We start from the raw sequence: 25,734 nt of genomic DNA on the forward strand, positions 1-25,734 counted from the left end.
CGTTGCTCGGCTGTGCCGGGTCGGGTGCGTCTCCCCATTCTGCCGACACGGCACCGATATTGACATTCGGACGGCCACCGCTCACCATCGATCGGACACAGTGTCCGAGACTATGTGACCGAGGTGTTCGGGCATGCGCGGATCCCCCTCTCCGGCAATCGAGTACACCGATGTGGTGGTGGTCGGCGCCCGCTGCGCGGGCTCCGCGGCCGCCATCGCGTTCGCGCGGGCCGGGCGTGAGGTCCTCGCACTGGACTCCGCGCGCTTTCCCTCCGACACCCTCTCGACGCACCTGCTGTGGCCCGGCGGCCTTGCCGAACTGCGCCGCGCCGGCGCCCTCGAGCGTGTTTTCGGGCTCGGCGCGCCTCCGCTGACCACGGCCTTCGCCGACGGCGGCGGCTATCATGTCCGGTCGTCGTTCACGCCGGTGGACGGCGTCGACTACGCGATGTGCGTGCGGCGGACCGGGTTGGACGCCGCGCTCGTGGCCACCGCCGTGGACGCCGGCGCGCGGGTTCGCGAGGGCGTCCTGGTCACCGACCTGCTGTGGTCGGGCGATCGCTGCGTGGGCGTCCGCTATGCCGACGGGGGTGGCGCTCGTGAGGTGCGCGCCCGCCTGGTCGTCGGAGCCGACGGACGTCGCAGCACGGTGGCCCGGCTCGTCGGCGTCACCCGGCCCCGGTTGTCCGCGCCGAGCGGACGGGACTGCTACTTCGCGTACTGGCACGACGGCGCGCCCGACCAGCGCCACATCGCGGCCCAATGGCGGTCCGGTTCCGATCTCGGCACCGCGTTCCCCTGCGACGACGGCTTGCTGCTGAGCCTCGTCCAGCCGCCCGCGCACCCCGGCGAACCGGGCGCGGGGCGCGCCGAACGCCGCTATCAGGAGGCGATCGAGCGGCTGCCGGGGCTGCAGCGGCGCCTGCGGGACTGCCGCAGGGTCGGACGCGTGCGCTCGGCCACGCGCCTGGCCTCCTACTTCCGCCGCTCGACCGGCCCGGGCTGGGCGTTGCCCGGCGACGCGGGCCATTTCAAAGACCCGGTGACCGCGCAGGGCATCCGGGACGCGCTGCGCTACGGCCGGCTGCTCGGCGAACTCACCGCACCGGCCCTCGACGACACCGAGCACCTCGACACCGCATTGGCCGCGTGGGAACAGCTGCGCGATCGGGAATGCCTGGGCGTCTACCAGTGGACCAACCGGCTGGCCCGGGGCACGGCGATGCGCCCCCTGGAGATCGAGCTCTATCGCAGGGCCGCCTCCGACCCCGCGCTGGCCGACGCGGTCACCGAAATCTTCTCCCGCACCGTGACTCCCGCGGATGTCTTCACTCCCGCACGCGCGGCGACGTTCGCGGCGGGCGCGCTGCGCGCATCGTGGCGCGCTCCCTGGCCGGTTCTCGCGGACCTGGTGGGCGAATGCCGCGACGCGGTCGCCGAACGGAGGGAGGCCTGCGCCTTCACGCGCCCCGATCCTGCCGACGCCATCCAGTCCCGGCCGCCGCGGCGCGTTCTCGCGGCATCTTCAGGAGATCGACATGCATGACTCGCGTCCTCGGCCGACCATCGACCTCACCCGCCGCGACCTGCTGCGCGGCACGCTCGCGGCCGGAATGGCCGTCGCCGCCGCGCCGGCGCACGCCGCCCCCGCAGCACGCCGAACGCCAGGGTCGCGCACCGCAGGCAAATCGGTCGCGATCCTCGGCGGCGGAGTCGCCGGGCTGTCGGCGGCACACGAACTGATCGAGCGCGGCTACGCGGTCACCGTGTACGAACCGGCGTTCCTCGGCGGCAAGGCCCGCAGCATGGGCGTGCCGGGCACCGGCACCGGCGGCCGCGCGGACCTGCCCGGCGAGCACGGCTTCCGGTTCTTTCCCGGCTGCTATCAGAACCTTCCGGACACCATGCGGCGCATTCCCTTCCCGGGCAATCCCGATGGCGTCGCGGGCAACCTGGTCCGGGTCGAGGGCACCGTCGCGGGCTTCCGGGGCAGGCCGCCGATCTATGCGCCGGTCGAATTCGGTGGCCTCGACCAGCTCGACCCGCAGCGGTTGCAGAACACCCTGATCGGTGCCTTCGGCTTCGTTCCCGAACTGCCACCGGCCGAACTCGCCTTCTTCGCCAAACAGATGGTCGTCTGGTTCACCTCCTGTACCGAACGTCGATTCGGGCAGTGGGAATACGTGACGTGGGAGCAGATCCTGCGCGCCGAGGGCAAGTCACCGGCTTATCGCGAATACCTGGTCAGCGCCTTGACCCGGATCACCGTAGCGGCCAAACCCCAAGTGAGTTCGGCCCGCACGATCGGCACCATCGGCGAGGCGCTGGTGCTGGCGGGCAGCGGGGCGATCCCGCAGTATTCCGCCGGTATCGACCGTATTCTCAACCGCCCCACCAATGAGGCATGGATCGATCCGTGGGTGACATATCTGCGGTCGCGGGGCGTGCAGTTCGTGATGGGTCAGCGGGCGACGCGGCTGCGGTTGCGCGACGGCCGGATCGCCTCGGTGACGGTGACCGACCCCAGCGGCCGCGCCACCGCGGTCACCGCGGATTGGTATCTGTGCGCGATGCCGGTGGACAACGCGGTCCCGCTGCTGAGCGAGGACATCCTCGACGCCGACCCGCATCTGGCCGGCATGCGGGAGCTGCGTACCGATTGGATGGTCGGCATCCAGTACTACCTCGCCCGTCCCACCGAGCTGCCGGAAGGTCACATCGCGGCGCTCGGCTCGCCGTGGGCGCTCACCGCGTTGCGGCAAGCGCCGATGTGGGTGGGCGATTTCGCCGCCCGCTACGGCGACGGCACCGTGCGGGAATGCCTTTCGGTGGACATCTCCGACTGGGATTCCCCCGGCATCCGCTTCCGCCGTCCGGCCAAACAGTGCACCGCCGCCGAGATCGCCGAAGAGGTGTGGGCCCAGCTCGCCGAATGGCTCAACACCGGAACGGGCTGGCTGCGTCCCGAGGACATCCGCTCCTGGCATCTGGACCCCGGGATCAGCTGGAGCGCGAGCGGCATCCACAACGAGACCCCGCTGCTGGTCAACACGGTCGGCTCCTACGACCACCGCCCGCAGGCGCGCTGCGCCGTTCCGAACCTGTTCTTCGGCGGCGACCACGTGCGCAACAACATCGACCTCGCGACGATGGAGGGCGCCAACGAATCCGGACGCGCCGCGGCCAACGCGATCCTCGACGCCGCCGACGACCCGGCGCCCCGCGTGCCGATCTTTCCGTTGGTGTCCCTGCCGGTGTTCGAGCCGTGGAAACGCATCGACGCCGACCGCTACCGCGCCGGATTGCCCCACCTGCTCGACGTGTGACCGGGCGGCGCCGCGGAATGCCCGTCCGGTCTCGCTCAGGACGCCTCGGCGGCGGTGCTGCTCGTGGTGGCCAGGATCGTCTGCGCGACCAACCGCGGGTCATCGATCATCGGCACGTGACCGGTGTCGGGCAGCACGGAGAACACCGCCTCCGGCAGCCGCACCCGGGCGATCGGGCCGTGGACCGGTTCGGGCAGCACCCGGTCGTGTTCTGCCCAGGCCACGGTGATCGGGCACGGCAACGGGGTGAGCGGAGCGATCTGTTCGTCGGTGCCGAGCAAGTCTGCGGTGACGGTGCATCCCAGCAGGTCGCGTAAGCAGGTCATGGCCTGCGCCGCGCTGAGGCGATCACCGTGCACGGCGATGTTGCGCAACGCGATCCGCCGCACCACCGCGCTGCGCAGCCCCAGCGGGGCGAGGAAGCCGAACAGCTGCCCGGTGATCGCCTCGCGAGCGATGCGGCGAGTCGCGGCCGAGCGGCTGCGGTCCCCGGCCTCCCAGAACCCGGCGGGCGAGAGCGCGCAGACGGTCTCGGCTCGACCGCGACGGGCCAATTCGATCGCCATCCAGCCACCCAGCGAATTGCCCGCGATGTGCACCCGGCGCAGCCCCAGCCCGTCCAGCCGCCGTTCGATATCGTCCACCAGATGCTCGACCCGCGCCGGTCGCCGCAGGGCGGGCGGGCCGCCCCGGTGGCCCAGCGCGGTCGGTGTGATCACCTCGTGCCGGGCGGCGAGCAAGGGCGTGACGTCGTCCCACACCCGTTCGGACATCGTGACACCGTGCAGAAGAACGATCGGGGGCTTGCTGGGCATTGGCGTCCCTTCGATTTCGTAGTGCGGTCCGGAAGGTGGATACCACAACCTCGCCTACGGTGACAGCGGAAAGACCGACTTCACCGATCGATCGGCGATGTTTGCTCGCCGGAACGCTACTCGCCGCGCAGGTGTCGCCGGAACGCCGCGGCGGAGGCTCCGATTCCCGATCACCGGAGTAGGCAAGCGCCGCAAGGCTTTCCATGAAGCAAGCCGTCGGAACACACCGGAACCCGCTCATCGGATGCGCCGAACTCCAGCCGCGCGAGGATTTTTCCGGCCGCGGCGGCTTGCCGGTCAGCGCAGGATGCCCGCCTGCGCGGCGGCGCGCGTCCAAGACGGGAATTCCGACAGCAAGCGGTCGTAGAGCTCCGGATCCGGCACGTGCTCGATGTCGTCGACCGCGAAGAATCCGGTGTTGTCCACGCGCCTGCCGCCGAGGGTGTCGAGGCGTTCGAGCACCCCGAAGCCGCCCGCACTGCCCAGACCGACGAACTGCCAGAAGATGGGTTCGGCCACCGCCTCTCGCAATTGCTGTTCGATCTCACGGTTCTTGTAGATGCCGCCGTCGGAGAAGAACAGCACCAGCGTCGGGACCGGCGCCGGTTCGGCGCGCACGAACGCGCGGACCTCCGCGAGCACCTTCTGCTCCTCGTTGAGGATGCCGACCTTGCGCATGTCGACCTGGCCGTCACGCAAGCCCCTGGCCGGCCTGCGTCCGCCGAACAAGGACAACTGACCGCAGCGCACGTGCAGCTCCAGCCACTGCGGCAGCTCGCCGACGCGCAGATCGGGCAGGCGGGCGGGATTGCTGGCGAACGTCCACGCCTGCATCGCGCCGTTGTCGTCCAGCTGCGCCGCGACGGCGGCCATGCGCTCCACCACGCGGTGCACGACGCCGGACTGGTACAGGCCGGTCATCGACCCCGACGCGTCGAGCACCAGGACGACCCGTGCGGTCAGGCCGCCCAGCCCGTGCTTGTCCAGGCAGACGGCGACCTGTTGTTTGCGCAACGACAGCCGCTCGCGCATGTCGACCGGCAACCGGTTCTCGTCCTCGGTGAACCGGACACCGGGCATCGGCGGCGGGGGCGGGGGCACTTCCCGCACCGGCACCGGCGGTGCGACAGGTTCCGCGTCGTCGACGGTGATGCCGAAATCCGTTGCCAGTCCCGCCAATCCACTCGACCAGCCCTGCCCCACCGCACGGAACTTCCAGGCTCCGGCGCGCCGGTACAGTTCCCCGCACAGCAATGCCGTCTCCGGTCCCGCGGCGATGTCGTAACGCGCGATCTCGGCGCCGGTGGCCGTGTCCAGCAGCCGCAGACGCAAGCCCGCGATCCGCCCGAACGGCGCGCCGTCGGCGGACGCGCACACCACGACGCGGTCGACGCCGGGCTCGATTCGAGCCAAGTCGACCTCGACCGCGTCGGCCGCGCCCTGCCCGCCGAGGTACCGGACGGCGCCGCCGGGGTGTTCGGGTTGGTTGTAGAACACGAAGTCCGCGTCCGACCGGACGCGGCCCGCCGCGCTCAGCAACAGCGCCGACAAGTCGGGCGCGGGCACGCCGGGGCCGGCCGACCATTCCAGGACCGCGCGCACAGCCGGCACGGTGACGGGCGCGTTCGCCCCTTTGCTCAGGGTGGGCACGCCCTCCAGTGTGCCGTCCGCGGACGCGCGGCCGCGAATGTCCGCGCGGTCAGACGGCTTCCGGCCGCCACGTGGCCACCGCCCAGATCACGACGATGTTCAGCGCGATCACCAGGATCGACCACGCCGGGTAGTACGGCAGCCACATGAAGTTCGCGATGATCGACAGGGCCGCCAGGCAGATCGCCACCACCCGCGCCCACGTCGCGCCGGTCATCAAGCCCAGCGCCGCGATGACCAGGAGGATGCCGATCACGATGTGGATCCAGCCCCAGGTCGTGGTATCGAACTTGTAGACGTACTCGGCGCCGACGACGATGAGGTCGTCCTCGGCGACCGCCGAGATGCCCTCGAAGATCGACAGCACACCGACGGTCAGCAGCAGGATCGCGGCCGCTATGGACGTGCCCGCCGCGATGCCACGGCGGACGGGGTGTGGCTCCGGTTCGGTCATGTGCGTCATCGGTCGCCCCCTTTCTCGGGAAGTAGTGGACGGACGCCTTCCGAATCTCCACCAGTCACACCGTTCGGCACTTCACCCGTTTCGGGTGACTCCGATTTTTCGCGGGCTCGCGAAATGAAAATTCCATAACGACGACACATGAGGGGATCGAGCCGACTTCCCATTGGGTAAGTTCCGCTACCGAGGCGCGGTAGTGATCTGTCAGCACACGGCCCGGGAGGCACGGTGACCACCTCGCACGTCCCCGCTCTACGCCGCGTCCCCGCCGCGGCGCAATCCGCCGCCGAGATACCGGCGTTGCCGTTCACACCGATGCCCCGGCCCGAGCTCTACGCCGCCGCCGACCGGTTGTCGTCCGCTCGCGACGGACACGTGCTGCTGATCTGCGCGCCCGCCGGGACCGGGAAAACCGTACTGACGGCCGACTGGGCCGCCCGGCGCGCCGCGAGCGGATCCGACGTCGCCTGGCTGACGGTCACCGATCAGCTCGACGATGCGACGGCCCTGTGGACCGCGCTGCACGCACGCTTCGACATCGCGGTCACCGCATGCCCCGGACCGCCGAGCGCCCAGGCCGCGGCGCTCGTCGAAACCCTGGCGGCACGGACGACGCGGACGGTCCTCGTGCTCGACGACGCTCATATGCTCACCGACCCGCTCGCGCTCGCCGGCCTCGAACACTTCCTGCACCATGCCCCACCGACGGTCACGACGGTGCTGTGCGCCCGCTTCGCCCCGCCGATCCGCTGGCACGTCCTCGACCTGCACGCCCGGCTCACCCGGTGGGGTCCGGGCGAACTCGCCTTCAACCCGGCCGAGATCGACACGCTGTGCCGGGACCACGGTTGCGAACTCACCGGCGCGGAACTCGAGACGCTGTGCACCCTGACCGAGGGCTGGGCCGCACTAGTGCGCATCGCCGCGACCCAGGTGGCCGCCAGGACCGACGACCGCGCCGCGGCGCTCACCGTGCTCGCGCGCCCGGCCCGCGCGATCGCCGACTACCTGACAAGCGAACTCGTCACGGGACTGCCGCCCGCACTGCGCCAGTTCCTCACCTACACCAGCATTCCCGTCGCGTTCACCGAGCAACTCGCCGACGAACTCGTCGGCGGCGGTGCGGGGCATCATCTCTACGAGCTCGATCGCATCGACTTCCCGATCGCCTCCGTCGTCCGCGACGGCGACGTGTGGTTCTCCTGTCATCCGCTGGTGCGCGCACTCTTCCTCGCCGAGGCCCGCCGCCTGGGGCCGCAGCTGTGCGCGGAACTGCACCGCCAGTCGGCCCGCTGGTTGCGCTCGGCGGGGCTGCCCGCTTCCGCGCTGCCGCACGAGCTCGCGGGCGCGGACCCCGACCAGCTCCGCGAATTCCTGTCCACCTGCGCGTTGCGCATGGTCCTCGACGGAATGGGCGCGACGTTGTTCGATCAGCTCGCCCGCTCGGCGCCCGACCTGCTCGACGACCCGTTCCTGTGGCTGGTGCGGGTCGTCGACGCGTTGGTGGCGGGCAGCACCGCCGCCGCGGTGGCCTGCCTGGACACCGCGCGGGCGCGGCGCGCCGCGAAGGTCTCCTTCGCCTCCCCTGAGCGGCTCGACGCGCTCACGCTCGCCGCGACGATCGACGTCGCGGCGACCACCGGGACCGTTCCGTCCCGGATCCCGGACGACGTCGCGCCGACCGGCGACCCCGATCTGGACGCCTACACCGAGATCCAGATCGCCACCGCCTTCATCGCCGGCGGCGCGGTCGAACGCGGCGAACAGCTGCTGCATTCCGGACTCGCACTCGCCGAGCACGCGACCCGTCCCCGCCTGGTACTGCGGGCGCTGACCCGGTTGGCGTTCGCCGCCGACGCCGTCGACGCCGCCACCGCGATGCGTGATCGCGCGGCGCGCGCGCTGGCGATAGCGGAGGAACACGGGCTGCTGGAGACCACCGACGCCGTCCAGGCGACCGCCGTCGCCGCTTACGGCGCCTACCTGCAAGGCGAGACGCCCGACGCGGCTCAGGTCGCGTCCCTCCGCACCGAGCGTGTCGATCACGACGGCTCCTGCGGACCGGTCGCCGGTTGGCGCGGCCACGTCGTGGGCCGATTGCTGGAGCTCGAGCGGGCCGAGGGGCAGTCCGCCGCGGTCGACGCGCTGCGCCGCAGCCTGCTCGCCCTGCTGGAACACCGGGCGGTGCCCGCCGCGACGGGCAGCCTGATCCTGCCGGTGGTGTGGGCGCTGCTGCGCGTGCACGATGCCAGGACGGCGCAATTGCTGGTCGAACGCGCGCGCGGCATCGTCGGGGAAGTCCCCGAAGTGCGGTTGGCCGATGCGGCGCTGCACGCGGTGGCCGATCGTCGCAAGGCGACCTGCGCGGTTCTCGAACCGCTCCTGGATCGCGCCGGCGACCTGCGTCCGGTCAGCGCGGTGACCGGATGGCTGCTGTACTCCGCGGCGCAGCACGAGTCCCGGGCCCCGGCCAAAGCCCTCACCGCACTCGAGTACGCGCTCGGGTCCGCCACGCCGCACCGGCTCCTGCGGCCGTTTCTCGACGTGCCCGCCGCGATGCCGCTGCTGGACAGCTACGCGGGCCGTCTCGGCCGGGCGGAGAGCTTCGCGGAGTCGATCCGGCGGCATCCCGCCGCGCGCCGCAGGCCCGCCTATCCCGCCTTGACCCACACCGAGATGACCGTGCTCAAGCAGTTGCCGTCCGGCCGCACCGCCCAGCAGATCGCCGAGGACCTCGGTGTCTCGGTCAACACCGTCAAAACCCATCTGCGCGGCATCTACGGCAAGCTGGGCACGAATTCCCGGGTCGACGCGCTCGACCACGCGCGCCGCGGCGGCCTGCTCTGAGCTACCGGCGCCCGCGGCGCCTTCCCGCCGCTGAGCGCGGCCTTACGCTGGGATATGGCCCTCTCACGTCGCGAACTGTTCCGAGTCGGCGCCGCAGGGTCGATGGCGGTCCTGGCGGGCACCGCGGCGGCGAGCAGCGCCCGCTTTCCCGCCCCGCGCCGGCTCGGCGACCCGTTCTCCCTCGGCGTCGCATCCGGCGATCCCGCCCCTGACGGCGTGGTGCTGTGGACGCGGCTGGCGCCGGACCCGCTGGCGCCGGACGGTCTCGGCGGCATGCCGGTGGATCCGGTCACGGTCGACTACGAAGTGGCGCACGACGAGCACTTCCGCCAGGTGGTCGCCCGCGGATCCGCGGTGGCCACTCGCGCGCTCGGCCACAGCGTGCATCCGGAGGTGCACGGCTTGGCGCCGGACCGCTGGTATTTCTATCGATTCCGGGCGGGCTCGGCCGTGTCACCGGTGGGGCGCACGCGCACCGCCCCGGCACCCGGACAGGCTCTGGCGCGGCTACGGTTCGCGTTCGCCTCCTGCCAATCGTGGAGTTCCGGCTATTACACCGCCTACGAGCACATGAGCCGGGAAGACCTGGACCTGGTCGTGCATCTGGGCGACTACATCTACGAGCGGGCCTGGCTGCGCGGGCGAGCGGGCGTCGCCATGGGTCCGCATTTCCGCGACGAGGCCGTGGACCTGCCCGGCTACCGGCTGCGTTACGCGCTGTACAAATCGGAGCAACCGCTGCGCGCCGCGCACGCCGCGTTCCCGTGGCTGGTCACCATGGACGATCACGAGGTCGACAACAACTGGGCCGCCGACTCCCCCGGCATCGGCCTGGACATCTGGGGCGTCCCCGCCCTGTTCCGCCGTCGGCGGGCCGCCGCCTTCCAGGCCATGTACGAGCACCAGCCGCTGCGGCTGGCACAGCTGCCGTCGGCCGCGGGGGTCCGGCTGCATCGACGCTTCCGGTTCGGTGACCTCGCGGACATCACGATGCTCGACACCCGCCAATACCGCACACCGCAGGTGTGTTCGGACAGCGTGGTCAGCGGGTGCACCGAGCGGTTCGCGCCGGAACGCACGATTCTCGGTGCAGCGCAACGGGATTGGCTGGTCGACGGGCTGACCCACTCGCCGGCCCGCTGGCAGGTGCTCGGCAATCAGGTGGGCATGAGCCAGAACGACTCCGATCCGGGTCCTGGGGTCGCCGTCTCCACCGACGCCTGGGACGGCTATGTCGCCGACCGCAACGCGGTGCTGGGCGCCGCCGCGGCGCGCGGCGCCGGAAACCTGGTGGTGATCACCGGCGACCGGCACGAGAACCAGGCCGCCGACCTGCGGCGGGACTACTCCGATCCGGGGTCGCCGGTCGTCGCGGCGGAATTCACGGGCACCTCGATCACCAGCAACGGCGACGGAGCCGACTTCGGCGACAAAGGCCGCAGGCTGCTCGCGGCCAACCCGGACGTCAAATTCTTCAACGCCCAGCGCGGCTATGTCCGGGTGGAACTCGATCATCAGCTATGGCGCAACGACTTCCGCGTCGTGCCCTATGTGCGCCGTCCCGGCGCGCCCATCCACACTCGCGCAAGCTATGTCGTCCAGAACGGGATTCCCGGTGTGACCGAAGCATGGAGTTCCGGAAACCCGCCCGCCCCACCGCCCGCGCCCGATGCCGCCAGCCAGGCCGACGCCGATCGCGGCCACCGCTGACTCTAGGCTCGAGCGGCCGCCTGCTCCGAACGCAGGATCAGCACGGTGATCTCACTCGGTGCGAACACCCGCAGCTGCGGCCCCCAGAACCCGGTGCCGCGGCTGGTGTAGAGCTGAGTGCGGTCGCCGTGGCGGCTCAGCCCGGCGACGACGGGCTGTTCGAGGCGGACGAGATAGTGGAAAGGCCAGATCTGGCCACCGTGGGTGTGGCCGGAGATCTGCAGCGCCACACCCGCGGCGGCGGCGTCGGCGATCTGCTTGGGCTGGTGGGCGAGCAGGACGACCGGCGCCTCCGGGTCCGCCCCGGCGAGCGCGGCGGGCAGGTCGGGACCGTGGCCGGGCAAGGCGACGCCGGTGGGGTCATCGATGCCCGCGATCACCAGCCGATCCTCGCCGCGGCGCACGATCTCGTGCCGGTTGTGCAGCGGCTGCCAGCCGAGCGAGGCCATGTGATCGATCCAGCCCTGGGCGTCGCCGAAGTATTCGTGGTTGCCGGTGATGTAGAACCGGCCGAGTTCGGCCTCGACCTTGCCCAGCGGATCCACCTGCGCGTGCCGCTTCGCCACCGATCCGTCCGCGAGGTCGCCCGCGTGACAGGCGATATCGGGACGCTGCTCGTTCACCACCTCCACCACGCGTTCCGACCAGCGCAGCCGATCCAGCGCGGCGTAATGGGTGTCGGTCACCACGACCATGCGCAGTCCGTCCAGCGCGGCGCCGAGCCCGGGAATGCCTACCTCCACCGTGCGCACCCGCGGCACCCGGCGCGCCTCGACCACGCCCCACACCACCAGTACCGTCGTGGCCGCGAGCACGCCGACCGCGACGATCCCGGATCGCGCCGGATCGGCCACGCCCGCGACGGTCAATCCGGCGCGCGCGATATTGCCCAGCACCGACCAGCTGAACAGCACCCACATCACGCCGAGCAAAGTGTCGCCCACGATCGAGGCCGCATCCGATTGCGTGGACCCGTGCCCGAGGAACATCGCCGCGGGCAGGCTCACGAACCCGAGCAGGAACAGCGCCGAACCGAGCCAGAACAGCGGGCCGGATTCCGCGGTGGGCGCCGCCACCAGCGTCCACCAGGGCAGCAGGAACAAGACGGCGGGAATCGCCAGGAACAAGATCAGGCGGGGCACATACTTCAAGAGGGCTCGTCCTCGTGCGCGGGTGTAGCGCGCGGTCCCTCTCCGGCGCCATGGGCGATGTCGACCATAGCAGCGGTCACGCCACACCGAGCCGCTCGGCGGCCACGGTGAGATCCTTGTCCCCGCGACCGGACAGGCACAGCACGATCAGGGAGCCTTCGGGAATCTCGCCACGGTCGGCCATTTCCATCAGATGGCCGAGGGCGTGGGCGGATTCGAGTGCGGCGAGGATGCCTTCGGTGTGGCTGAGTGCCTGCATGCCACGCAGGGCGACCGCGTCGGTGGCGGCTCGATAGGTCACCCGGCCGCTGTCTTTCAGATGGCTGAGCTCGGGACCGACGCCGGGATAGTCCAGTCCCGCCGCGATGCTGTGGGTGCGTGCGATCTGGCCGTCCTCGTCCTGCAGCAGATAGCTGTAGGAGCCGTCGATCTCACCGGGGCTGCCCATGCACAGTGTGGCCGCGTGCTCGCCGGTGTCCACGCCGAGCCCGGCCGCTTCCACGCCGATCAGCCGCACCCGCGGGTCGTCGGCGAACGGGTGGAAGACACCGATGGCGTTGCTGCCGCCGCCCACGCAGGCCAGCACGTAGTCGGGCAGCCTGCCTTCGAGGCGTGCGATCTGGTCCCTGGTCTCCGCGCCGATCACCGTCTGGAAGTCCCGCACGATCCGCGGGTACGGCGCGGGCCCCGCCGCGGTCCCGAACAGGTAATAGGTGGTGTCCACGCTGGCCACCCAGTCGCGGACCGATTCGGTGATCGCCTCCTTCAGCCGCCGCGAACCGATGTCGACCGGACGCACCTCCGCGCCGAGCAGTTTCATCCGCAGCACGTTCGACGCCTGGCGCCGCATGTCCTCGGTCCCCATGTAGATCACGCAGGTCAAGCCGAGCATCGCCGACACGGTCGCCACCGCGACGCCGTGCTGGCCCGCGCCGGTCTCGGCGACGATCCGTTTCTTGCCCATCCGGCGGGCCAGCAACGCCTGCCCGATGGCGTTGTTGATCTTGTGGGCGCCGGTGTGGGCCATGTCCTCACGCTTGAGATACACCCGGACGCCCGGCACACCCAGCAACTCCCCGAAGCGCCGTACCTGATGCAGCAACGTGGGACGGCCGACCCGATCGCGCAGCAGCTCACGGTACTCGGTCACGAAGCCCGGGTCGGCGCAGGCGAGGTGGTAGGCGTCCTCCAGGTCCAGCAGCGCGGCCATCAGGCCCTCGGGGACGAATCTGCCGCCGAACACGCCGAACCGGCCGCGTTCGTCGGGGAACATCTCGTGCCGGGATCCGCGCACCGCCACGTCAAGGTCAATCCTCATCAACACCAACGCTTTCACCGCCAAAGAGCCGACGGGTCAGTCTGTTCCGCTAGCGCTAGCACAACCCCACGGGTTGGCAACGACCGAGTTAACAGACTAAATCGTTCGGATGGCTAAGGTGTTCTCACTGGTGGAGGCGATCCGCGCGGGGCGGCCGCCCGGCCCCTGGCTACCGGTCGGCAGGCATGGTGGCGGAGATCTGGGCCACCAGCCGCCACGGCCGTTCGGTATCGGTCGTGGCCTTGCCGCTGGTGAGGATCGCCCCGGACAGCCCGCGCGCCGGGTCGGCCCAGCCGTACTGGGTGGTCAATCCGCTGCGCCCGAAGTGCGCACCGGTGTCGCGGCCGAATTTCGACCTGCGGCCGCCCAGTTCGAACCCCGCTCGGCTGACGCGTCCGGCGACGCCGGGTATCCAGCGCGCCGGGCGCACCGCTTCCGCCAGCGTCTCCGGCCGGATGATGCGCCGTCCGTCCGGCGCGCCGCGCGTGAGGATCTCGTAGAACCGCGACAATTCCGACGCGGTGGTGATCAGATTGCCCGACGGCAGCTCGGCGGTGAGGAACCCGTCGGTCGCCGCACGCGACGCCCGGTCCATCCGCCCACCCACCGCCTTGCGCGCCAGAAAGCTCGCGGTGCGCGAGGGAGCCGGTCCGGTCTTCACGCTGGGCACGACCTTGTCCAGGTCCTCGGGTCGCACCCCGAAGTTGGTCCAGCGGAATCCGTACGGCTCGAGCACCTGTTCGGCGAGGTGCTCGCGCAGTGGCTTGCCGGTGGCGCGCCGCACCAGCGAGCGCACGATCAATCCGAGCGTCAGCGCGTGGTACACGCGGAACCGTCCCGGCTTCCAGCTCGGCACCAAGTCGGCCAGCGCTTGCACGGCCAGTTCCTCGTCGAGCACCAGATCGACGCCCTGATACGGCGGCGGGACGAAGGGAATCCCGGCCGAGTGCGAAAGCACGTCGCCGATCGTGATCGCCGCCTTGCCGTTGGCCGCGAACTCGGGGATGTAGCGCGACACCGGCTCGTCGAGGGTGAACGCGCCCTGTTCGACGAGCATGAACATCAACGCACCGGCCACGCCTTTCGCCGTCGAGAACCCGCAGAACGGCGTGTCCGGGGTGGCCAGGACCTTGGCCGCGTCCGGCCCGTCACCCGGGGCGTTGCCCCAGCCGTGGCCGATGGTGCGGTTCAGCGCGATCTTGCCGTTCCGGCGCAGGCAGACCTGGATCGCGGGGGTGGTGCCCAGGCGGTACCACGCCTGCACCGACTCCCACACCGCCTCCACGTCGGCGCGGCTGAGCCCCGAGGCCGCGGGATCGTCTTCGGGGCCCCGGGTCGTCACGGCCTCCAGGTCGTCGACGATCGGCACGGTTCCAGCGGTGGGTGCGCTCACCCGGTCAGCTTATCCACCGTCCGCGCCCTGCCGCCGCCGCGCTGCTCGGGCTCGTAGCCGGCCTCGCGTCATCGCCGTCCCGGTCAGCGTCTGGCTGATCGCCGCCCTCGCCTTCAACGCCGACTACCGCGCCGACAACATCTTCGCCCTACCCGACGCCGCCTTCTCCCTGCTGCTACTCATCGCCGCAGCATTACCCACCCGCCCAGCCGTCCCCACCCTCATCACCGGCTTCCTCTTCGGCGCGGGCGTCATCACGGTCGCCGCCCTCGTACTCCGTCGATGCTGCTGCGACAGCTCGGGATCATGGAAGGCACTCGCGAGTTCGATCCGTCACGAGGCCACGCTGCCGTACTTTGCCGCCACCCGATCATGGTTGCTCTGACCGGCTTTTCAACTCCGTTGATCAGGTAGGTAACAGAGCGCGAGGGCTCGGCGATTCCGACACAGTACCCAGAGACGCTCTCGCCGCGAGCAAGTCGTCATCGGAGAAGACTCACAGATGAGGTCAGATGCCCTACGAATCCGCTCCGTTCGTCCGACGACTCGCCGCAAGGCTTCTCGATCTTGTCTTCTGCCTGCTACTGACGTTTTTCGTCGCGATACCCGTCGGCATCCTGCTGGTCCCGGTCACCTTGCTGACGACCGAAGCTCACGAAGCGGTGATCTACGGAATAGCGGCGTGGTTGTGCTACTTCATCGCCTACGTCGGACTGGAGGTCTTCCTACTGATCCGCCGTGACGGACAGACCCTCGGCGATTCCCGCGGGAAAACGCCTAGCCCTGCATGATCTGGCAACTGGCAGCAGGGTGGTACGCGCGGCCGAGCGAAAGATCGACTGGAAGAACGACATCCCCATGGTACTGCCGGGCCGTGTGGACATGCGAAAGCGCCCGTAAGCCACTCTTTTTCGACTCTGCGAATCGCTGAACACAGGAGCGCAGGAAATTCCGTGCCCCAAGCGAAGAACCCGGCCGATCATTCCGGTACGGGCAGATCGGAACACACCTGCTGATACGGAATATCGGGCGAGACCCATTCTCGCCATTGCGCTTTCGTCATGTTCACGGTTAGTTTCGAGCAGAGCGCCTTGCTGATGTCGTCGAGCATTCGCCAGAGCCGCACGGTGTGGTCGCCGCCTGCCGACGCCAGGTACCGACCGTCGGGGCTGAACGCGACTCCGTTCACCGGACCTTGGTGACCGGTGAGTGGCGGACCGAAGGGTTGCATAGTCACTGAATCCCAGAGCTGGATGGTCCCCGACTCCGTGGCGCCGGCGACATAGCGACCGTCTGAGCTGAAAGCGACACCGTTGATCGGAATGTCCCCAGATATCAGAGCACCTATCGATTGTCCGGTCTCAGCGGCCCAGAGCCGCACCGTTTTGTCGACGCCGCTGGAAACGAGCAGTTTTCCGCCCGAATCGAACGCCAGCTGCAATACCGCATCCGTGTGTCCGACAACCGGCTGCCCTACCGGTTGTCCCGTCGCGGGATCCCAGAATCGGATGGTGGCGTCGGCACCGGCTGATGCGAGACGCTTTCCATCCGGACTGAACGCGATATCGAAGACGACCTTCGATCCGAAGCGGGCATCACTGCCGTGCCCCGGCACGGGTGGCCCGCTCGGTCGCAGTGTATCGGCTGCCCAGAAGCGGATCGTTCCATCGCGATTTCCGGTAGCGATGTGGCGTCCGTCCGGGCTGAACTTCACGCTGCCGGCGTCGACCGGGAGCAGACCGGCGAGTTCACCCGTTCCAGCGTCCCAGACCCGAATACTCCCGTCGAAGCCCGTGGAAGCGAGGCGAGCGCCGTCCGGGCTGAACGCCACCTGATCCACGGCACCGAAACCGACCAGCGGGCGACCGATCTCCTGACGCCTATCGACGTCCCATCGCCGCACCGTCTGATCGGCACCGGCGGTAGCGAGCTGCCGCCCGTCCGGGCTGAATCCGAGGTACAGCGCATGGCTGGTGTGCCCGACGAGCGACCGGCTGCCGTAGACGTCCCAAATCCACACCGCGTCACCGGCGGACGCAGCCAGGAAACGACCATCTCGGCCGATGGCTAACCCATCCACCTGTCCGGCGTGCGCCTCGAAGCGCTGGCCGACGGGGCGGCCGGTCGCGACTTCCCAGAACCGGATCGTCCCATCGCCACTCGCCGAGACCAGTTGTTCTCCATCCGGTGCGAATACGAGGCTATTCACGACGCCGTTGTGGCCGACCATCGATTGTCCGCGCAACCGGCCGGTGTGGACATCCCACAGCCAGATGATCCCGTCACCGCCAGCGGCGGCGAGTGTATGCCCATCCGGACTGAAAGCCACCGCGGACAGCATGCTCGTGAAGAGGCCGGGAAGAGGCTGCTCCAAGGCGCGGAGCGTATCCGCGACGAACAGCCAAACCACTCCCTTCCCATCGACGATCGCGACCTGCGCACTATCGGGGCCGAAGGCGATATCGCCCAGCGCCGCGTCACCGGGTATGCGGACCTGGGCGAGCTCCGCACCGGTGCCTTCGTCCCACAGGCGAACGGTGCGTTGGCCACCGATCGAGGCGAGCCGGCGACCATCCGGGCTGATCACGACACGCTCCGCGAACTTCGGATGACTCATCGGCGCCCGATCGAGTTGCGCCCCGGTCTCGGCATCCCAGAGCCGGACAGTGCCATCGGCCCCGGCCGAAGCGAGACGTAGGCCATCAGGGGTGAACCACACACTGTTCACCCCTCCTGATGACCGGTGAGCGAGCGACCGAACTGCCAGCCGGTGTCCACATCCCAGAGCCGGACGGTTCCATCGGCGCCGGCCGAAGCGACACGCCGCCCATCCGGACTGAACGCCGTGTCGCGGACCCCGTTCTGCGAAGCGTGAATGACCCGCTCCAAGGAAAGCCGGTCGTAGATCTCGCGCATGGCCGTCTCGGACCGCCCGCCTATCGCCTGGCCGACGAGCAACTGCTGCACCGCACGCTCCACACCACCGCCTTGTCTACCGTCGATCATCGCGCTCGCCTCGCTCACCAACCGCAATGCCGTGGCCTGGCGAAAACGGGTTTCCGCGACGTCGCGTTGGCGGCGTGCTTCCGCGCCCTGGACGACGGCGGTGACGGCGGTGACACACACCAGTACGAAAGCGGCCATCCGCAGCCGCATAGCAGTACGGTGTATCCGGACGTCGTCACTGTCGAGCCGGGCTTTCGGCACACCGCGGGGGCCCGCGGCAAGCGACGCCACCGCGCTCCGGAAGCCGCTGTGCCGCAACGAACGCTGATTCTCATCGCGCGCGAAGGTCAGATCTACCCAAATAGGCTCCGCGTCGAAATAACCACGCAGGGACCGTGGCAGCGCGGTTGTCTTCGGCCAGTCGAAATCGTCACCGGCCCACGCGATGACCCCATCGGTGAGTGCGATCAGAAAGGTGTCGGGGGCCTTGTTTTCGGTCCAGTACCGGATCTCCTTCCGCACCCACCGCGATGCGGCGGACTGCGGGGACGCGAGCAGCACGAAGTAGCGGGAGCGTCGGAGCGCGTCCTCGATCTCGGCGGTGAGGTTGTGCGCTGCGGACAGGTCGGTGCGATCCCGGAACACCCGCAGCGCGCTGGGCCGCGCCCACCCCTTGGCCAACCGCGACAGTCCGCGTTGCAGCGCGGGGGCGAGGGCGTCGTCGGAGGCGTGACTGTAGGAGATGAACACGTCGATGACATCGGCGGTGCCGAACGAGGGTCGCGGGCCCATCGTCAACGTACGGCGGCTGCGCACAGGAGTCCTTCCCCATCGAGCAACTGAACTGCTTCCCCCTGCTCCAGCGTTCCCCATCCGCCATCCGCAAGACAGCGTAGTGAGCTACCCATGACGCTTATCTCACGTCACACCGGCAACAGCGTGTAGCCGCGGCCACTCACACTCGGTACCGGTTTCATAGCACCGAGCGTCTCTCTACAGGCACCCTCCGCAGCGTGACGCGCCCGATCGACCGCTCGGAGATGATGTCGTCGGCGAGGGTCGAGCTCTCGCCGACATCTCAGTGCTTCGGCGCGGGGTTGATCGTGTCGCCGTCCCAGCTCAGATCCGATTCCTCGGCGATCTCGAAGGCCTCGAAACGATCGTCGGCCACAACCGCATCGATCAGAGCCCGTGAGCCGGCGACGATCGTGGAGTCGAAGTCGATCTCGCTGGCCACGACCCATGCGTGGTCGGCGGGCCAGAGCAGCTGGGGTGTCACTCCGGGGAAGTCGGTCGTCCATCCCAGGCCCGCCGCATGCACCCAGCTGGGATCGGCGAGTTCGGCGAGACTGGTGTCGAACAGCAGGAAGTCGCGCCCCGGCCACCGCAGGAAAGGCCCTGCCTCGACCGCCCGACTCACCTGCGGCGCAACAGAGGCAGCCAGCTCGGCGTCGATTCGAGCCCGCTCACGCTCGAGGTTCTGCGGATCGCCGTCGGTGGACGCGACGAACACCGCGCCCGAGGATGTGTTCAGCTCGCCGAATCCATTCCAAACTCCAGCCGTCACCTCTTCCGGTGCCTCGGTGGCTGCGCGAAGGTGGACAGTGAGCGCGGCCAGCAGGGATGGGTCGAACCATCCCTCGACGGTCTGGCCGACTGTCCAGCCGTCGTCGAACGACATCGCCGCTTCGTCCTCACCGTCGGTGAGGTTGCGCCACTGCACCAGCGGATGCATCACTCTGCCGTTGCGCATGGCGACCTCGGCCCACGGCCACATCGCCTCCGCCACGATCTCGGGATTTCCCCACTCGTCGGTGAGCGTGACGTCGCGGCGGGTCGCCTCGACCGGGTGCAGGATCCGCGCATAAGCCTCGAAGCCGGTACCGGCGACGCCGCCGACCCCGTGTTCGCCGACGCGCGCCAGCAGCCACCCACCACGCTCGACATCCGTTATGAACTCCACCCAGCCAGCCTAGTGAGCCGCGCCTGTCGGGCAGCTCTGTCTCCGTCGGGCTGCGGTAGCCGTTCGAGGATCGACCGCGTCTGCCGCGCGGTGCCGCACCGCCACCAGCAGCTGCACATGGGCTACGGGTTCATCGCCTCGCTACGCGTGAACCGAACCGCCGCGCGATCACCGCGTCCAGCGACCAGCGGCCGGGCCCGACCCACAGCAGGAAGATCAAACCGAGCAGCATCGCGAAATCGGTGCGCGCGTCGTGGGCCATCCCCCAGAAGCCCTGCACGCCACCGAAACCGCCCGGGCGCAGCTCACGCAATTTGGTCAGCACGATCGCCCCGCTGATGTCGATCAGCAGCGGCACCGCCGCCAGCCGGGTCAACAATCCGAGGACGATCAACGCGCCGCAGGCGATTTCGACGACACCGTCGAGATTGGCGAAAAACGTCGGCGCCGGTATCCCGAGCTTGTCGAACCGGCCCGGGCCCAGCGTGTCCGGGTAAAGAAACTTCTGGATCCCCTCGCTGAGGAACACCAGCCCCACCGCCACCCGGATACAGATCACCGCAGCCGGCCCGTCCGCGCCGAGCATCCGCGGCAACGACCCTGTTCCCGTCATCGGCCTTCGCCTCCCGATATCGTCACCCGATACGGCACCCGACCCTACTGGCGAGCGCGCCGCCGCGGACGGATCCCACGCCTGGACGCCACCCATGATCGACGGGCGCCCGATCCCTGTCACCAGCAGCATCGACGGCTGACCGATCGCCATCACCGCCAGCCGCACACTGCGAATATGGGATCTCACGACGATGACTGCCATCGCGGTGCTCGACTGCCCGTCCCGGGAATCGTTCGCTGCCGCCCCGAAAGCGGCGGTCATCGAACACACGCGCACGACCTGCATCGCACCGGAGCGAAAGGACACTCAGTGACTCTCGCGCTGGGGTTCCGTACGATCGAACACTCGAATCGACCCCCTGATGCGAAGGGCACGGTGGAGCGCGGTGAACCAGTCGAGAGCGGATGTGTTCGACGAGAAGTTCGGCGAGTTCCAGCGGTGGCAAGCCAGCCCGTGGGGCCGACTGCGATACACCACCGCAGCCGTGAACCTCACTGCTCATCTACCCGCTGGCCCGCTGACCATCTTGGATGTGGGCGGTGGTAACGGGCTTGACGCGCTCGAACTCGCCGCACGGGGCCATCACGTCACGATCGCCGACATCTCCGATCAGTCCCTCGCCGAGGCGCGCGCCGCGGCCGCACAACGCGGCCTGGAAGACCGTGTTTCTACCCGGCACGCGAGCCTCGATACCCTCGGTGCCGAGTTCGGTCGCGACTGTTTCGACGTTCTGCTGTGCCACAACGTAATCCAGTACCTACCCGACCCGGCCGGAGTGATCGCAGCACTGGCGGTGCCGCTGCGGGCAAGCGGCGTGCTGTCGGTGATCGCGCCCAACGCCGACGCCGACCCGGTGCTGACCGCAGTGCGGGGCCTGGACCCGGACCGGGCATTGCGAATGCTGGACACTGCCTCCCGCTACAGCGTCGCCTACGAAACCACCACCCGCGCCTGCTACCCCGACCACGTCAAAGCCGAACTGGCAGCTGCCGGATTCGAGGTCATTGCTCATCTTGGCATCCGGACCGTTTGCGACTACATCCTCGATGACGAACGCAAATCCGATCCCGAGTTCTACCGCCAGCTCGAACGCCTCGAATTGGTGCTGGCCGCCCGCACGCCCTACATCCATCTGGCCAGGTTCTTCCACTTCATCGCCAAGCGGTCATCCCCACGGTGAGGGGCCGAGCCGGTATCCGGACGATCACCCGCTGGTGACGTCGGGCGGTGCCACACGCTCCGGTGTGCTGTTACAGCGGGAGCATGGCACCGGGCGCCCTACCCCGACGATCTGGCCGACATCGGCCAAGGTTGTGTCTCCCAATGACTTGAGCCATTCGATGATCAGGGCCAGGACGACTCCGGCGCGGTAGGTGATGGCCGACTTGTCATAGCGGGTGGCCACGGCACGCCAGTGCTTGGCCTTGTTGAAGGCACGTTCGATGACGTTGCGACGCTTATAAGTTTCCCGATCCAAATCAGGTGCCCGCCCACCACGGCGACCTCTGCGTTTGCGGTGAGCGAGCTGGTCGGATCGTTCGGGAATGACGGTGCGGATACGTTTGCGCCGCAGCAAGGCGCGGTTGGGGCCGAGGAGTACGCCTTGTCGGCGATCATTGCCTGCGGTTGCGGTTGCGCCGTGGTGGGCCGCCGTCGAGGCGGGGCACCGCGACCGCCTCCAATAACGGCGCGAGCATCGGTGCATCGCCGGCCTGGCCGGTTGTGAGCAGCACCGCCAGGCCACGGCCGTGACCGTCGGCGACCAGATGGACTTTGGTCGTCACACCACCGCGTGAGCGCCCGATAGCGTGGTCAGCAGGTTCGTAACCCTGACACCGAGTCGTGTCTGGCGCCCGCGCCGTGCTGGTGCACCCGCACGATCGTGGAGTCGATCGAGGCCACGCAGTCCCACCCCACAGCATCTCCACACAACACCCACGGAGCCCCCACGACCGCGAGCTATCGTGAGTCGTCATGATCAAGATCCGCCCAATCCCCGCGGCGCTTCTCTATATCCTCGGCTCAATCCTCCTCGGCCCCACCATCTTCCTGACCGGCTTCCTCATCACCCCCGCAAACGGCGACTTCTGCGACGTAGGAGTCCATGGCTCCCGTGAACAACGCGACCGCGATTACACCCTGATCGACACAATCCAAACCACCGGCGCAATGGTCATGCTCCTGCTCGGCGCGCTCGCGCTCGCCTACCTGTGGCTCAACCGCCGAAGAGTAGGCCCGCTCCCCGTGGCAGTGCTCAGCGCCGGGATCCTGATCATGGCCTCGGGCTACGTCCTGATCCTGAGCGCCGCGCAATACGGACACCCGACCTGCTGACCGCAGTGCACCCTCGACTCGAACCCCCGGAAAAGGTCGCGGCGACCACCCTTCCCTCGTCGTCGCATGGCTCAAATCATTGGGAGACACGACCTAGCGCGTTCACCTGATAGGACGGCGGCACTCGCGAAATCCATCGGTTCCGGCGAGAATCGTTCCACCGCACCTTTCCTGCCCGTCCGGCTTGCGACGGCGACAGTTTGCTCGCCGATCGGACGAAGGTCACTCGGCACCACGCAGGCTCCGATACGAGCGTCGATCCTCGATGGCAGGATGCGGGTGTGGGTGACCATTTCGAACGAATCATCGATCTCGACGTAGCCTCGGCCGACGCGAGCGCACTGGCCGAGCACGTGGTGGATTGGATGGTGTCGCGGCGATGGCTGCTTCGGCAGACTTCGCGCGAGGCGATGTACAGCCTCCAGGTCGACGAAGGCTATGTGCCAGGCCCCGACTGGCCGCGGATCACCCAGGAATGGGGCGCCGACTGGATCCCCGGCCCCGTCGCCGTCATCGTCGGCCGCCACGACCACTATCCCGGGCAAGGCGGCATCGAACCGGCCTCCGCGGTATGCCCGCGCTGCCAGGCCACCACCGTGATCATCGACTACCCGCACCGATGGGAGGCCGATCCCGCTGTCTGGCAGCCGTTCTCGGACGCGATCGACGCCTGGAAGCAGACAGGCACCGGCGCAGCAATCTGCCCCACCTGCACCACACCGAGCCCCATCACCACCTGGCAATGGGCAGACGGCTTCGCCTTGGGTGCCCTCGCCTTCGACTTCTGGGGTTGGCCGCCCCTCACCGATGCCTTCGTCACCGATTTCGCCGCCCGACTCGGGCACCGAATCGAACACCACACCGGCAAGTTCTGAACCGAGGCTTCCGACAATCGAGCAGGCACTCCCCCATTCAATTCGTCCAGAATCGCGTTGATCGGCCGGCGTAGATAGCGAGGTCAGGGAAATTCGGCATGTGGGCTCCCCTGATCGAGAAGGTCGTCCTCGGGCGGCGGCGTGCTTCGGGTGCCAGGATGACGCGATGAGCAGCGTGTCGAGACAACCGGTCAGCGAGGAAACCGTTTATCTGTTCATGGATTACGGGCAGTTCCGCATCGACGGCGGCGTCGAGAGTCCGGTCGAGGAGCTCGAACTCCTCGACCGCGCGCTGGCGGCGCATCCGTTCGCCTCCGATGGGCTGGCGGTGGCGGTGTTGAGTCCGCACCAGAACAACTTTCATATGCCGGTGACGGTTCAGGTGTGGAACGAGCGGCCGCCCGGCGATCGTGCCGAGTGGCAGCAGGTGTGTGAGACGAAGTTGCGAGTCGGACCGGAGGGCATACTGTGCCTGTCGTCGCCGACCGACGGCGCGGTCGACTGCCCGGTTCCCGAGGGCCGGTATCTGATCGAGATCAGCGGCCGTGGATTCGTCAACTACGGCTGGCCTGGGTCGACCGAACCCGGCGATGTATGGCGTATCCGGCTCTGGCCGGACGACGGCAGTGAACCGCTACCGGCTGTGCAGTGGGACATGCCCGGATACGGTGTGCCTGAGAATATTCCACTTCCCGATGTCACCACACCGGTCGACGACGCGGAGGAATGGATCGTCGTAGTCGACGACAAAGGGTCTCGCCGCCAGCACATCGACGAACTGCAAGAACAAGCGGCCGCTTTCCAGAGGCGGCGCTGGGGCGGGGACCCCATACCCCGGCTCGAAGATCACCCCGGCGCGGAAGACCTCGCACGCCATGACCGCGCGATCGCCGAGGCGATCGCCACAATGGGTGATCCCGATTTGCGGCGATTGGCGCGCTGGTCGGCGACCCAAGCCTGCGCGAAAACCGGGCTCACCGACCGGCCGTGGGTGCGGCCCGCCTTGGCGGCGCTGCGGGACGGTCGACCGCTGCCGCCCCCGTTCGATGACGTGGACGCGGCCATGACCCGGCTGCACGACGAGGACTTCGGTCCACCGGACGGACACGTCGGCACCATCGAAGCAACGATCGTTCCCGGCTCCGCCGCTGCGGCGGCGAACCCCTTCGATCTGGGCCCGATCCACCGCCCGTCCTTCGCGCTGCCGACCATCATCGACGCCTACCAACCCGACGCCCTCGATGCCGCGATGACGACCCTGTACGCCACCGGATTGGTCTTCGGCCGCGAGGTGGACACACTGTTCGCCGCGGTCAGAGCCGAATTCGGGATCGGCTGAGCCGAAAGGCGGGGACGACCGCCAGGTCGGCGGCGACAAGGGCTACGACGGTGAAGGTCCCGTGCGTTCCGCCTGGGGAACGCTTGGGGTCGACAGCCTGATCAGCACCGAATTCGAAGGCCGGGCCCGCGACGCCAACGGCCAGTGGTGTGACAAGGGGCGCCCCCCACCAACCACCACGGCGACGCCAACCCCGGCAACTGAGCCGCAATCTGCGCTGCGACGGCCGCTTCCTCGCCACGGGCTATGACCACACTGTCCGACTGTGGACCACGAACACCGGTCAGCCCCTACCGAGACCGGGGCGAGCCGCGAAGAGCCCTTCGGCACTCCGGAATGTGCACTGACTACAAATACAACAGCCCCATCCGCCGAACCTCGACCGTCCGCACGCATCAGGTGCCTTCGTTACGCTCCCGGTCATGGCCATGGGCGAGTTCTCCGCGTTGACCGGACTCGAGATCGAACAGATCTGGATCTGGAACTCGTATCTGCGCCTCGTCTTCGATCTCGGAACACCCGACCAGCCCGGAGTTTACGTCGACCTGACCGACTTCTGGTTCAAAGACGCGGCGAACAAGAACTGGGAAGTGCGGGTCGAGGACGATCCGCTCACAGCAGGCCCGGTCCTGGGCCTGCTGAACCATCGGGTGACCACCGCGCAGGTCCGCAACTGGGAACTCACCCTCACCTTCGACACCAGCGCACACATCGTCTGCCCTCCACAAGCACCCCACGAAGCCTGGGCAGCCTGCCTTCCCGGCGAACGCTGGTACTGCCCGCCCGGCGGACCTGAAACCGACTGGCCCCACCCCTGAAACCCACCCCCGATCGACCAAATACCCGATACTCAGCCACCATCGACAACGGCCCCGCGACCGGAACCAACCCGGTCCATCCACATGGCAAACCGGTGGTCCCTTCAGCCTGGAAGGCGACAGCGACCAGCCGTTAGAGCTGGATCTTGTCGCGGGCGGGGCGCCGCGAGATG

The 25,734-nt window shown here is 68.7% G+C and carries 23 protein-coding genes; 11 read left to right on the forward strand and 12 right to left on the reverse strand.

The window, feature by feature from the left end:
• The first annotated feature begins 133 nt into the window (after positions 1–133).
• Both QMG86_RS16430 and QMG86_RS16435 read left to right on the forward strand, forming a co-directional pair.
• Positions 134–1,546, forward strand: coding sequence for an NAD(P)/FAD-dependent oxidoreductase (locus tag QMG86_RS16430; protein WP_281880595.1), 1,413 nt, complete (start codon positions 134–136; stop codon positions 1,544–1,546).
• A complete protein-coding gene (locus QMG86_RS16435) occupies positions 1,539–3,326 on the forward strand; it encodes a hydroxysqualene dehydroxylase (protein ID WP_281880596.1) in 1,788 nt (595 codons plus the stop codon). Before QMG86_RS16430 ends, QMG86_RS16435 begins: the two co-directional genes overlap by 8 nt.
• A 35-nt stretch (positions 3,327–3,361) precedes the next feature.
• Here QMG86_RS16435 and QMG86_RS16440 read toward each other — a convergent pair whose 3' ends face one another.
• The 3 genes from QMG86_RS16440 to QMG86_RS16450 all read right to left on the reverse strand — a co-directional run bounded on the left by QMG86_RS16440 (position 3,362) and on the right by QMG86_RS16450 (position 6,254).
• A complete protein-coding gene (locus tag QMG86_RS16440; protein ID WP_434086185.1) occupies positions 3,362–4,099 on the reverse strand; it encodes an alpha/beta fold hydrolase in 738 nt (245 codons plus the stop codon).
• A gap of 339 nt (positions 4,100–4,438) precedes the next feature.
• Positions 4,439–5,791: a VWA domain-containing protein gene (locus QMG86_RS16445; RefSeq protein ID WP_281880599.1), complete on the reverse strand. Its 1,353-nt coding sequence runs from the start codon at positions 5,789–5,791 to the stop codon at positions 4,439–4,441.
• A 49-nt stretch (positions 5,792–5,840) separates the two neighbouring features.
• Positions 5,841–6,254 (reverse strand): DUF7144 family membrane protein, encoded by a 414-nt coding sequence (locus QMG86_RS16450; protein WP_281880600.1) that lies wholly within the window; start codon positions 6,252–6,254, stop codon positions 5,841–5,843.
• A gap of 225 nt (positions 6,255–6,479) precedes the next feature.
• Between QMG86_RS16450 and QMG86_RS16455 the strand changes: the two genes are divergently transcribed.
• Positions 6,480–9,098: a LuxR C-terminal-related transcriptional regulator gene (locus tag QMG86_RS16455; protein WP_281880601.1), complete on the forward strand. Its 2,619-nt coding sequence runs from the start codon at positions 6,480–6,482 to the stop codon at positions 9,096–9,098.
• 54 nt (positions 9,099–9,152) lie between these two features.
• Positions 9,153–10,808, forward strand: a complete 1,656-nt coding sequence (locus tag QMG86_RS16460; protein WP_281880602.1) for an alkaline phosphatase D family protein — start codon at positions 9,153–9,155, stop codon at positions 10,806–10,808.
• A gap of 2 nt (positions 10,809–10,810) precedes the next feature.
• Here the strand turns inward: QMG86_RS16460 and QMG86_RS16465 are convergent, their stop codons facing one another.
• From QMG86_RS16465 to QMG86_RS16475, 3 genes are all read right to left on the reverse strand, one after another.
• On the reverse strand, positions 10,811–11,959 hold the full coding sequence (locus QMG86_RS16465; RefSeq protein WP_281880603.1) for a metallophosphoesterase: 1,149 nt from the start codon (positions 11,957–11,959) through the stop codon (positions 10,811–10,813).
• A 76-nt stretch (positions 11,960–12,035) separates the two neighbouring features.
• Positions 12,036–13,277 (reverse strand): tryptophan synthase subunit beta, encoded by a 1,242-nt coding sequence (trpB, locus tag QMG86_RS16470; protein ID WP_281880604.1) that lies wholly within the window; start codon positions 13,275–13,277, stop codon positions 12,036–12,038.
• Between the two features lie 169 nt (positions 13,278–13,446).
• The gene (locus QMG86_RS16475) at positions 13,447–14,670 is read right to left on the reverse strand and encodes a serine hydrolase (protein WP_281880606.1); all 1,224 of its coding nucleotides are present in this window, start codon (positions 14,668–14,670) and stop codon (positions 13,447–13,449) included.
• Here QMG86_RS16475 and QMG86_RS16480 point away from each other — a divergent pair.
• On the forward strand, positions 14,657–15,055 hold the full coding sequence (locus QMG86_RS16480) for a hypothetical protein (protein ID WP_281880608.1): 399 nt from the start codon (positions 14,657–14,659) through the stop codon (positions 15,053–15,055). The genes QMG86_RS16475 and QMG86_RS16480 overlap by 14 nt on opposite strands.
• Before the next feature lie 127 nt (positions 15,056–15,182).
• On the forward strand, positions 15,183–15,461 hold the full coding sequence (locus QMG86_RS16485; protein ID WP_281880610.1) for an RDD family protein: 279 nt from the start codon (positions 15,183–15,185) through the stop codon (positions 15,459–15,461).
• 188 nt (positions 15,462–15,649) lie between these two features.
• Here the strand turns inward: QMG86_RS16485 and QMG86_RS16490 are convergent, their stop codons facing one another.
• The 4 genes from QMG86_RS16490 to QMG86_RS16505 all read right to left on the reverse strand — a co-directional run bounded on the left by QMG86_RS16490 (position 15,650) and on the right by QMG86_RS16505 (position 20,165).
• On the reverse strand, positions 15,650–17,398 hold the full coding sequence (locus QMG86_RS16490; protein ID WP_281880611.1) for a WD40 repeat domain-containing protein: 1,749 nt from the start codon (positions 17,396–17,398) through the stop codon (positions 15,650–15,652).
• A complete protein-coding gene (locus QMG86_RS16495) occupies positions 17,395–18,432 on the reverse strand; it encodes a toll/interleukin-1 receptor domain-containing protein (RefSeq protein ID WP_281880613.1) in 1,038 nt (345 codons plus the stop codon). Before QMG86_RS16495 ends, QMG86_RS16490 begins: the two co-directional genes overlap by 4 nt.
• 262 nt (positions 18,433–18,694) lie before the next feature.
• Positions 18,695–19,579, reverse strand: a complete 885-nt coding sequence (locus QMG86_RS16500) for a hypothetical protein (RefSeq protein ID WP_281880614.1) — start codon at positions 19,577–19,579, stop codon at positions 18,695–18,697.
• A 130-nt stretch (positions 19,580–19,709) separates the two neighbouring features.
• The gene (locus QMG86_RS16505) at positions 19,710–20,165 is read right to left on the reverse strand and encodes a DoxX family protein (protein WP_281880989.1); all 456 of its coding nucleotides are present in this window, start codon (positions 20,163–20,165) and stop codon (positions 19,710–19,712) included.
• A gap of 436 nt (positions 20,166–20,601) precedes the next feature.
• Here QMG86_RS16505 and QMG86_RS16510 point away from each other — a divergent pair, with 436 nt between their 5' ends.
• Positions 20,602–21,375 (forward strand): methyltransferase domain-containing protein, encoded by a 774-nt coding sequence (locus QMG86_RS16510; RefSeq protein ID WP_281880615.1) that lies wholly within the window; start codon positions 20,602–20,604, stop codon positions 21,373–21,375.
• Between the two features lie 24 nt (positions 21,376–21,399).
• Here QMG86_RS16510 and QMG86_RS33730 read toward each other — a convergent pair whose 3' ends face one another.
• Positions 21,400–21,771 carry a hypothetical protein gene (locus tag QMG86_RS33730; protein WP_434086186.1) on the reverse strand — a complete coding sequence of 124 codons (372 nt, stop codon included), beginning with the start codon at positions 21,769–21,771 and terminating at the stop codon, positions 21,400–21,402.
• Positions 21,772–21,808: 37 nt separating this feature from the next.
• Positions 21,809–21,979 carry a hypothetical protein gene (locus tag QMG86_RS33735; protein WP_434086187.1) on the reverse strand — a complete coding sequence of 57 codons (171 nt, stop codon included), beginning with the start codon at positions 21,977–21,979 and terminating at the stop codon, positions 21,809–21,811.
• A 190-nt stretch (positions 21,980–22,169) separates the two neighbouring features.
• On the opposite strand from QMG86_RS33735, the gene QMG86_RS16525 reads away from it, so the two are divergent.
• The 4 genes from QMG86_RS16525 to QMG86_RS16540 all read left to right on the forward strand — a co-directional run bounded on the left by QMG86_RS16525 (position 22,170) and on the right by QMG86_RS16540 (position 25,561).
• On the forward strand, positions 22,170–22,529 hold the full coding sequence (locus tag QMG86_RS16525) for a hypothetical protein (protein ID WP_281880616.1): 360 nt from the start codon (positions 22,170–22,172) through the stop codon (positions 22,527–22,529).
• Between the two features lie 281 nt (positions 22,530–22,810).
• A complete protein-coding gene (locus QMG86_RS16530) occupies positions 22,811–23,404 on the forward strand; it encodes a hypothetical protein (RefSeq protein ID WP_281880617.1) in 594 nt (197 codons plus the stop codon).
• A gap of 166 nt (positions 23,405–23,570) precedes the next feature.
• Entirely contained in the window at positions 23,571–24,743 is a 1,173-nt protein-coding gene (locus QMG86_RS16535) for a hypothetical protein (RefSeq protein WP_281880618.1), read from the forward strand.
• 422 nt (positions 24,744–25,165) lie between these two features.
• Positions 25,166–25,561, forward strand: a complete 396-nt coding sequence (locus QMG86_RS16540) for a DUF6188 family protein (protein WP_281880620.1) — start codon at positions 25,166–25,168, stop codon at positions 25,559–25,561.
• Positions 25,562–25,734 lie beyond the last annotated feature (173 nt).

Source organism: Nocardia sputorum, from assembly GCF_027924405.1.
GTDB classification, from domain to species: domain Bacteria; phylum Actinomycetota; class Actinomycetes; order Mycobacteriales; family Mycobacteriaceae; genus Nocardia; species Nocardia sputorum.

Excerpts from the sequence above, each read along its gene's own strand:
- QMG86_RS16460 (WP_281880602.1), top strand. The coding sequence starts at position 9,153 with ATGGCCCTCTCACGTCGCGAACTGTTCCGAGTCGGCGCCGCAGGGTCG.
- QMG86_RS16540 (WP_281880620.1), top strand. The coding sequence starts at position 25,166 with ATGGCCATGGGCGAGTTCTCCGCGTTGACCGGACTCGAGATCGAACAG.
- QMG86_RS16430 (WP_281880595.1), top strand. The coding sequence starts at position 134 with ATGCGCGGATCCCCCTCTCCGGCAATCGAGTACACCGATGTGGTGGTG.
- trpB (WP_281880604.1), bottom strand. The coding sequence starts at position 13,277 with ATGAGGATTGACCTTGACGTGGCGGTGCGCGGATCCCGGCACGAGATG.
- QMG86_RS16435 (WP_281880596.1), top strand. The coding sequence starts at position 1,539 with ATGCATGACTCGCGTCCTCGGCCGACCATCGACCTCACCCGCCGCGAC.
- QMG86_RS16440 (WP_434086185.1), bottom strand. The coding sequence starts at position 4,099 with ATGTCCGAACGGGTGTGGGACGACGTCACGCCCTTGCTCGCCGCCCGG.
- QMG86_RS16450 (WP_281880600.1), bottom strand. The coding sequence starts at position 6,254 with ATGACGCACATGACCGAACCGGAGCCACACCCCGTCCGCCGTGGCATC.
- QMG86_RS16485 (WP_281880610.1), top strand. The coding sequence starts at position 15,183 with ATGCCCTACGAATCCGCTCCGTTCGTCCGACGACTCGCCGCAAGGCTT.
- QMG86_RS16505 (WP_281880989.1), bottom strand. The coding sequence starts at position 20,165 with ATGCTCGGCGCGGACGGGCCGGCTGCGGTGATCTGTATCCGGGTGGCG.
- QMG86_RS16525 (WP_281880616.1), top strand. The coding sequence starts at position 22,170 with ATGATCAAGATCCGCCCAATCCCCGCGGCGCTTCTCTATATCCTCGGC.
- QMG86_RS16535 (WP_281880618.1), top strand. The coding sequence starts at position 23,571 with ATGAGCAGCGTGTCGAGACAACCGGTCAGCGAGGAAACCGTTTATCTG.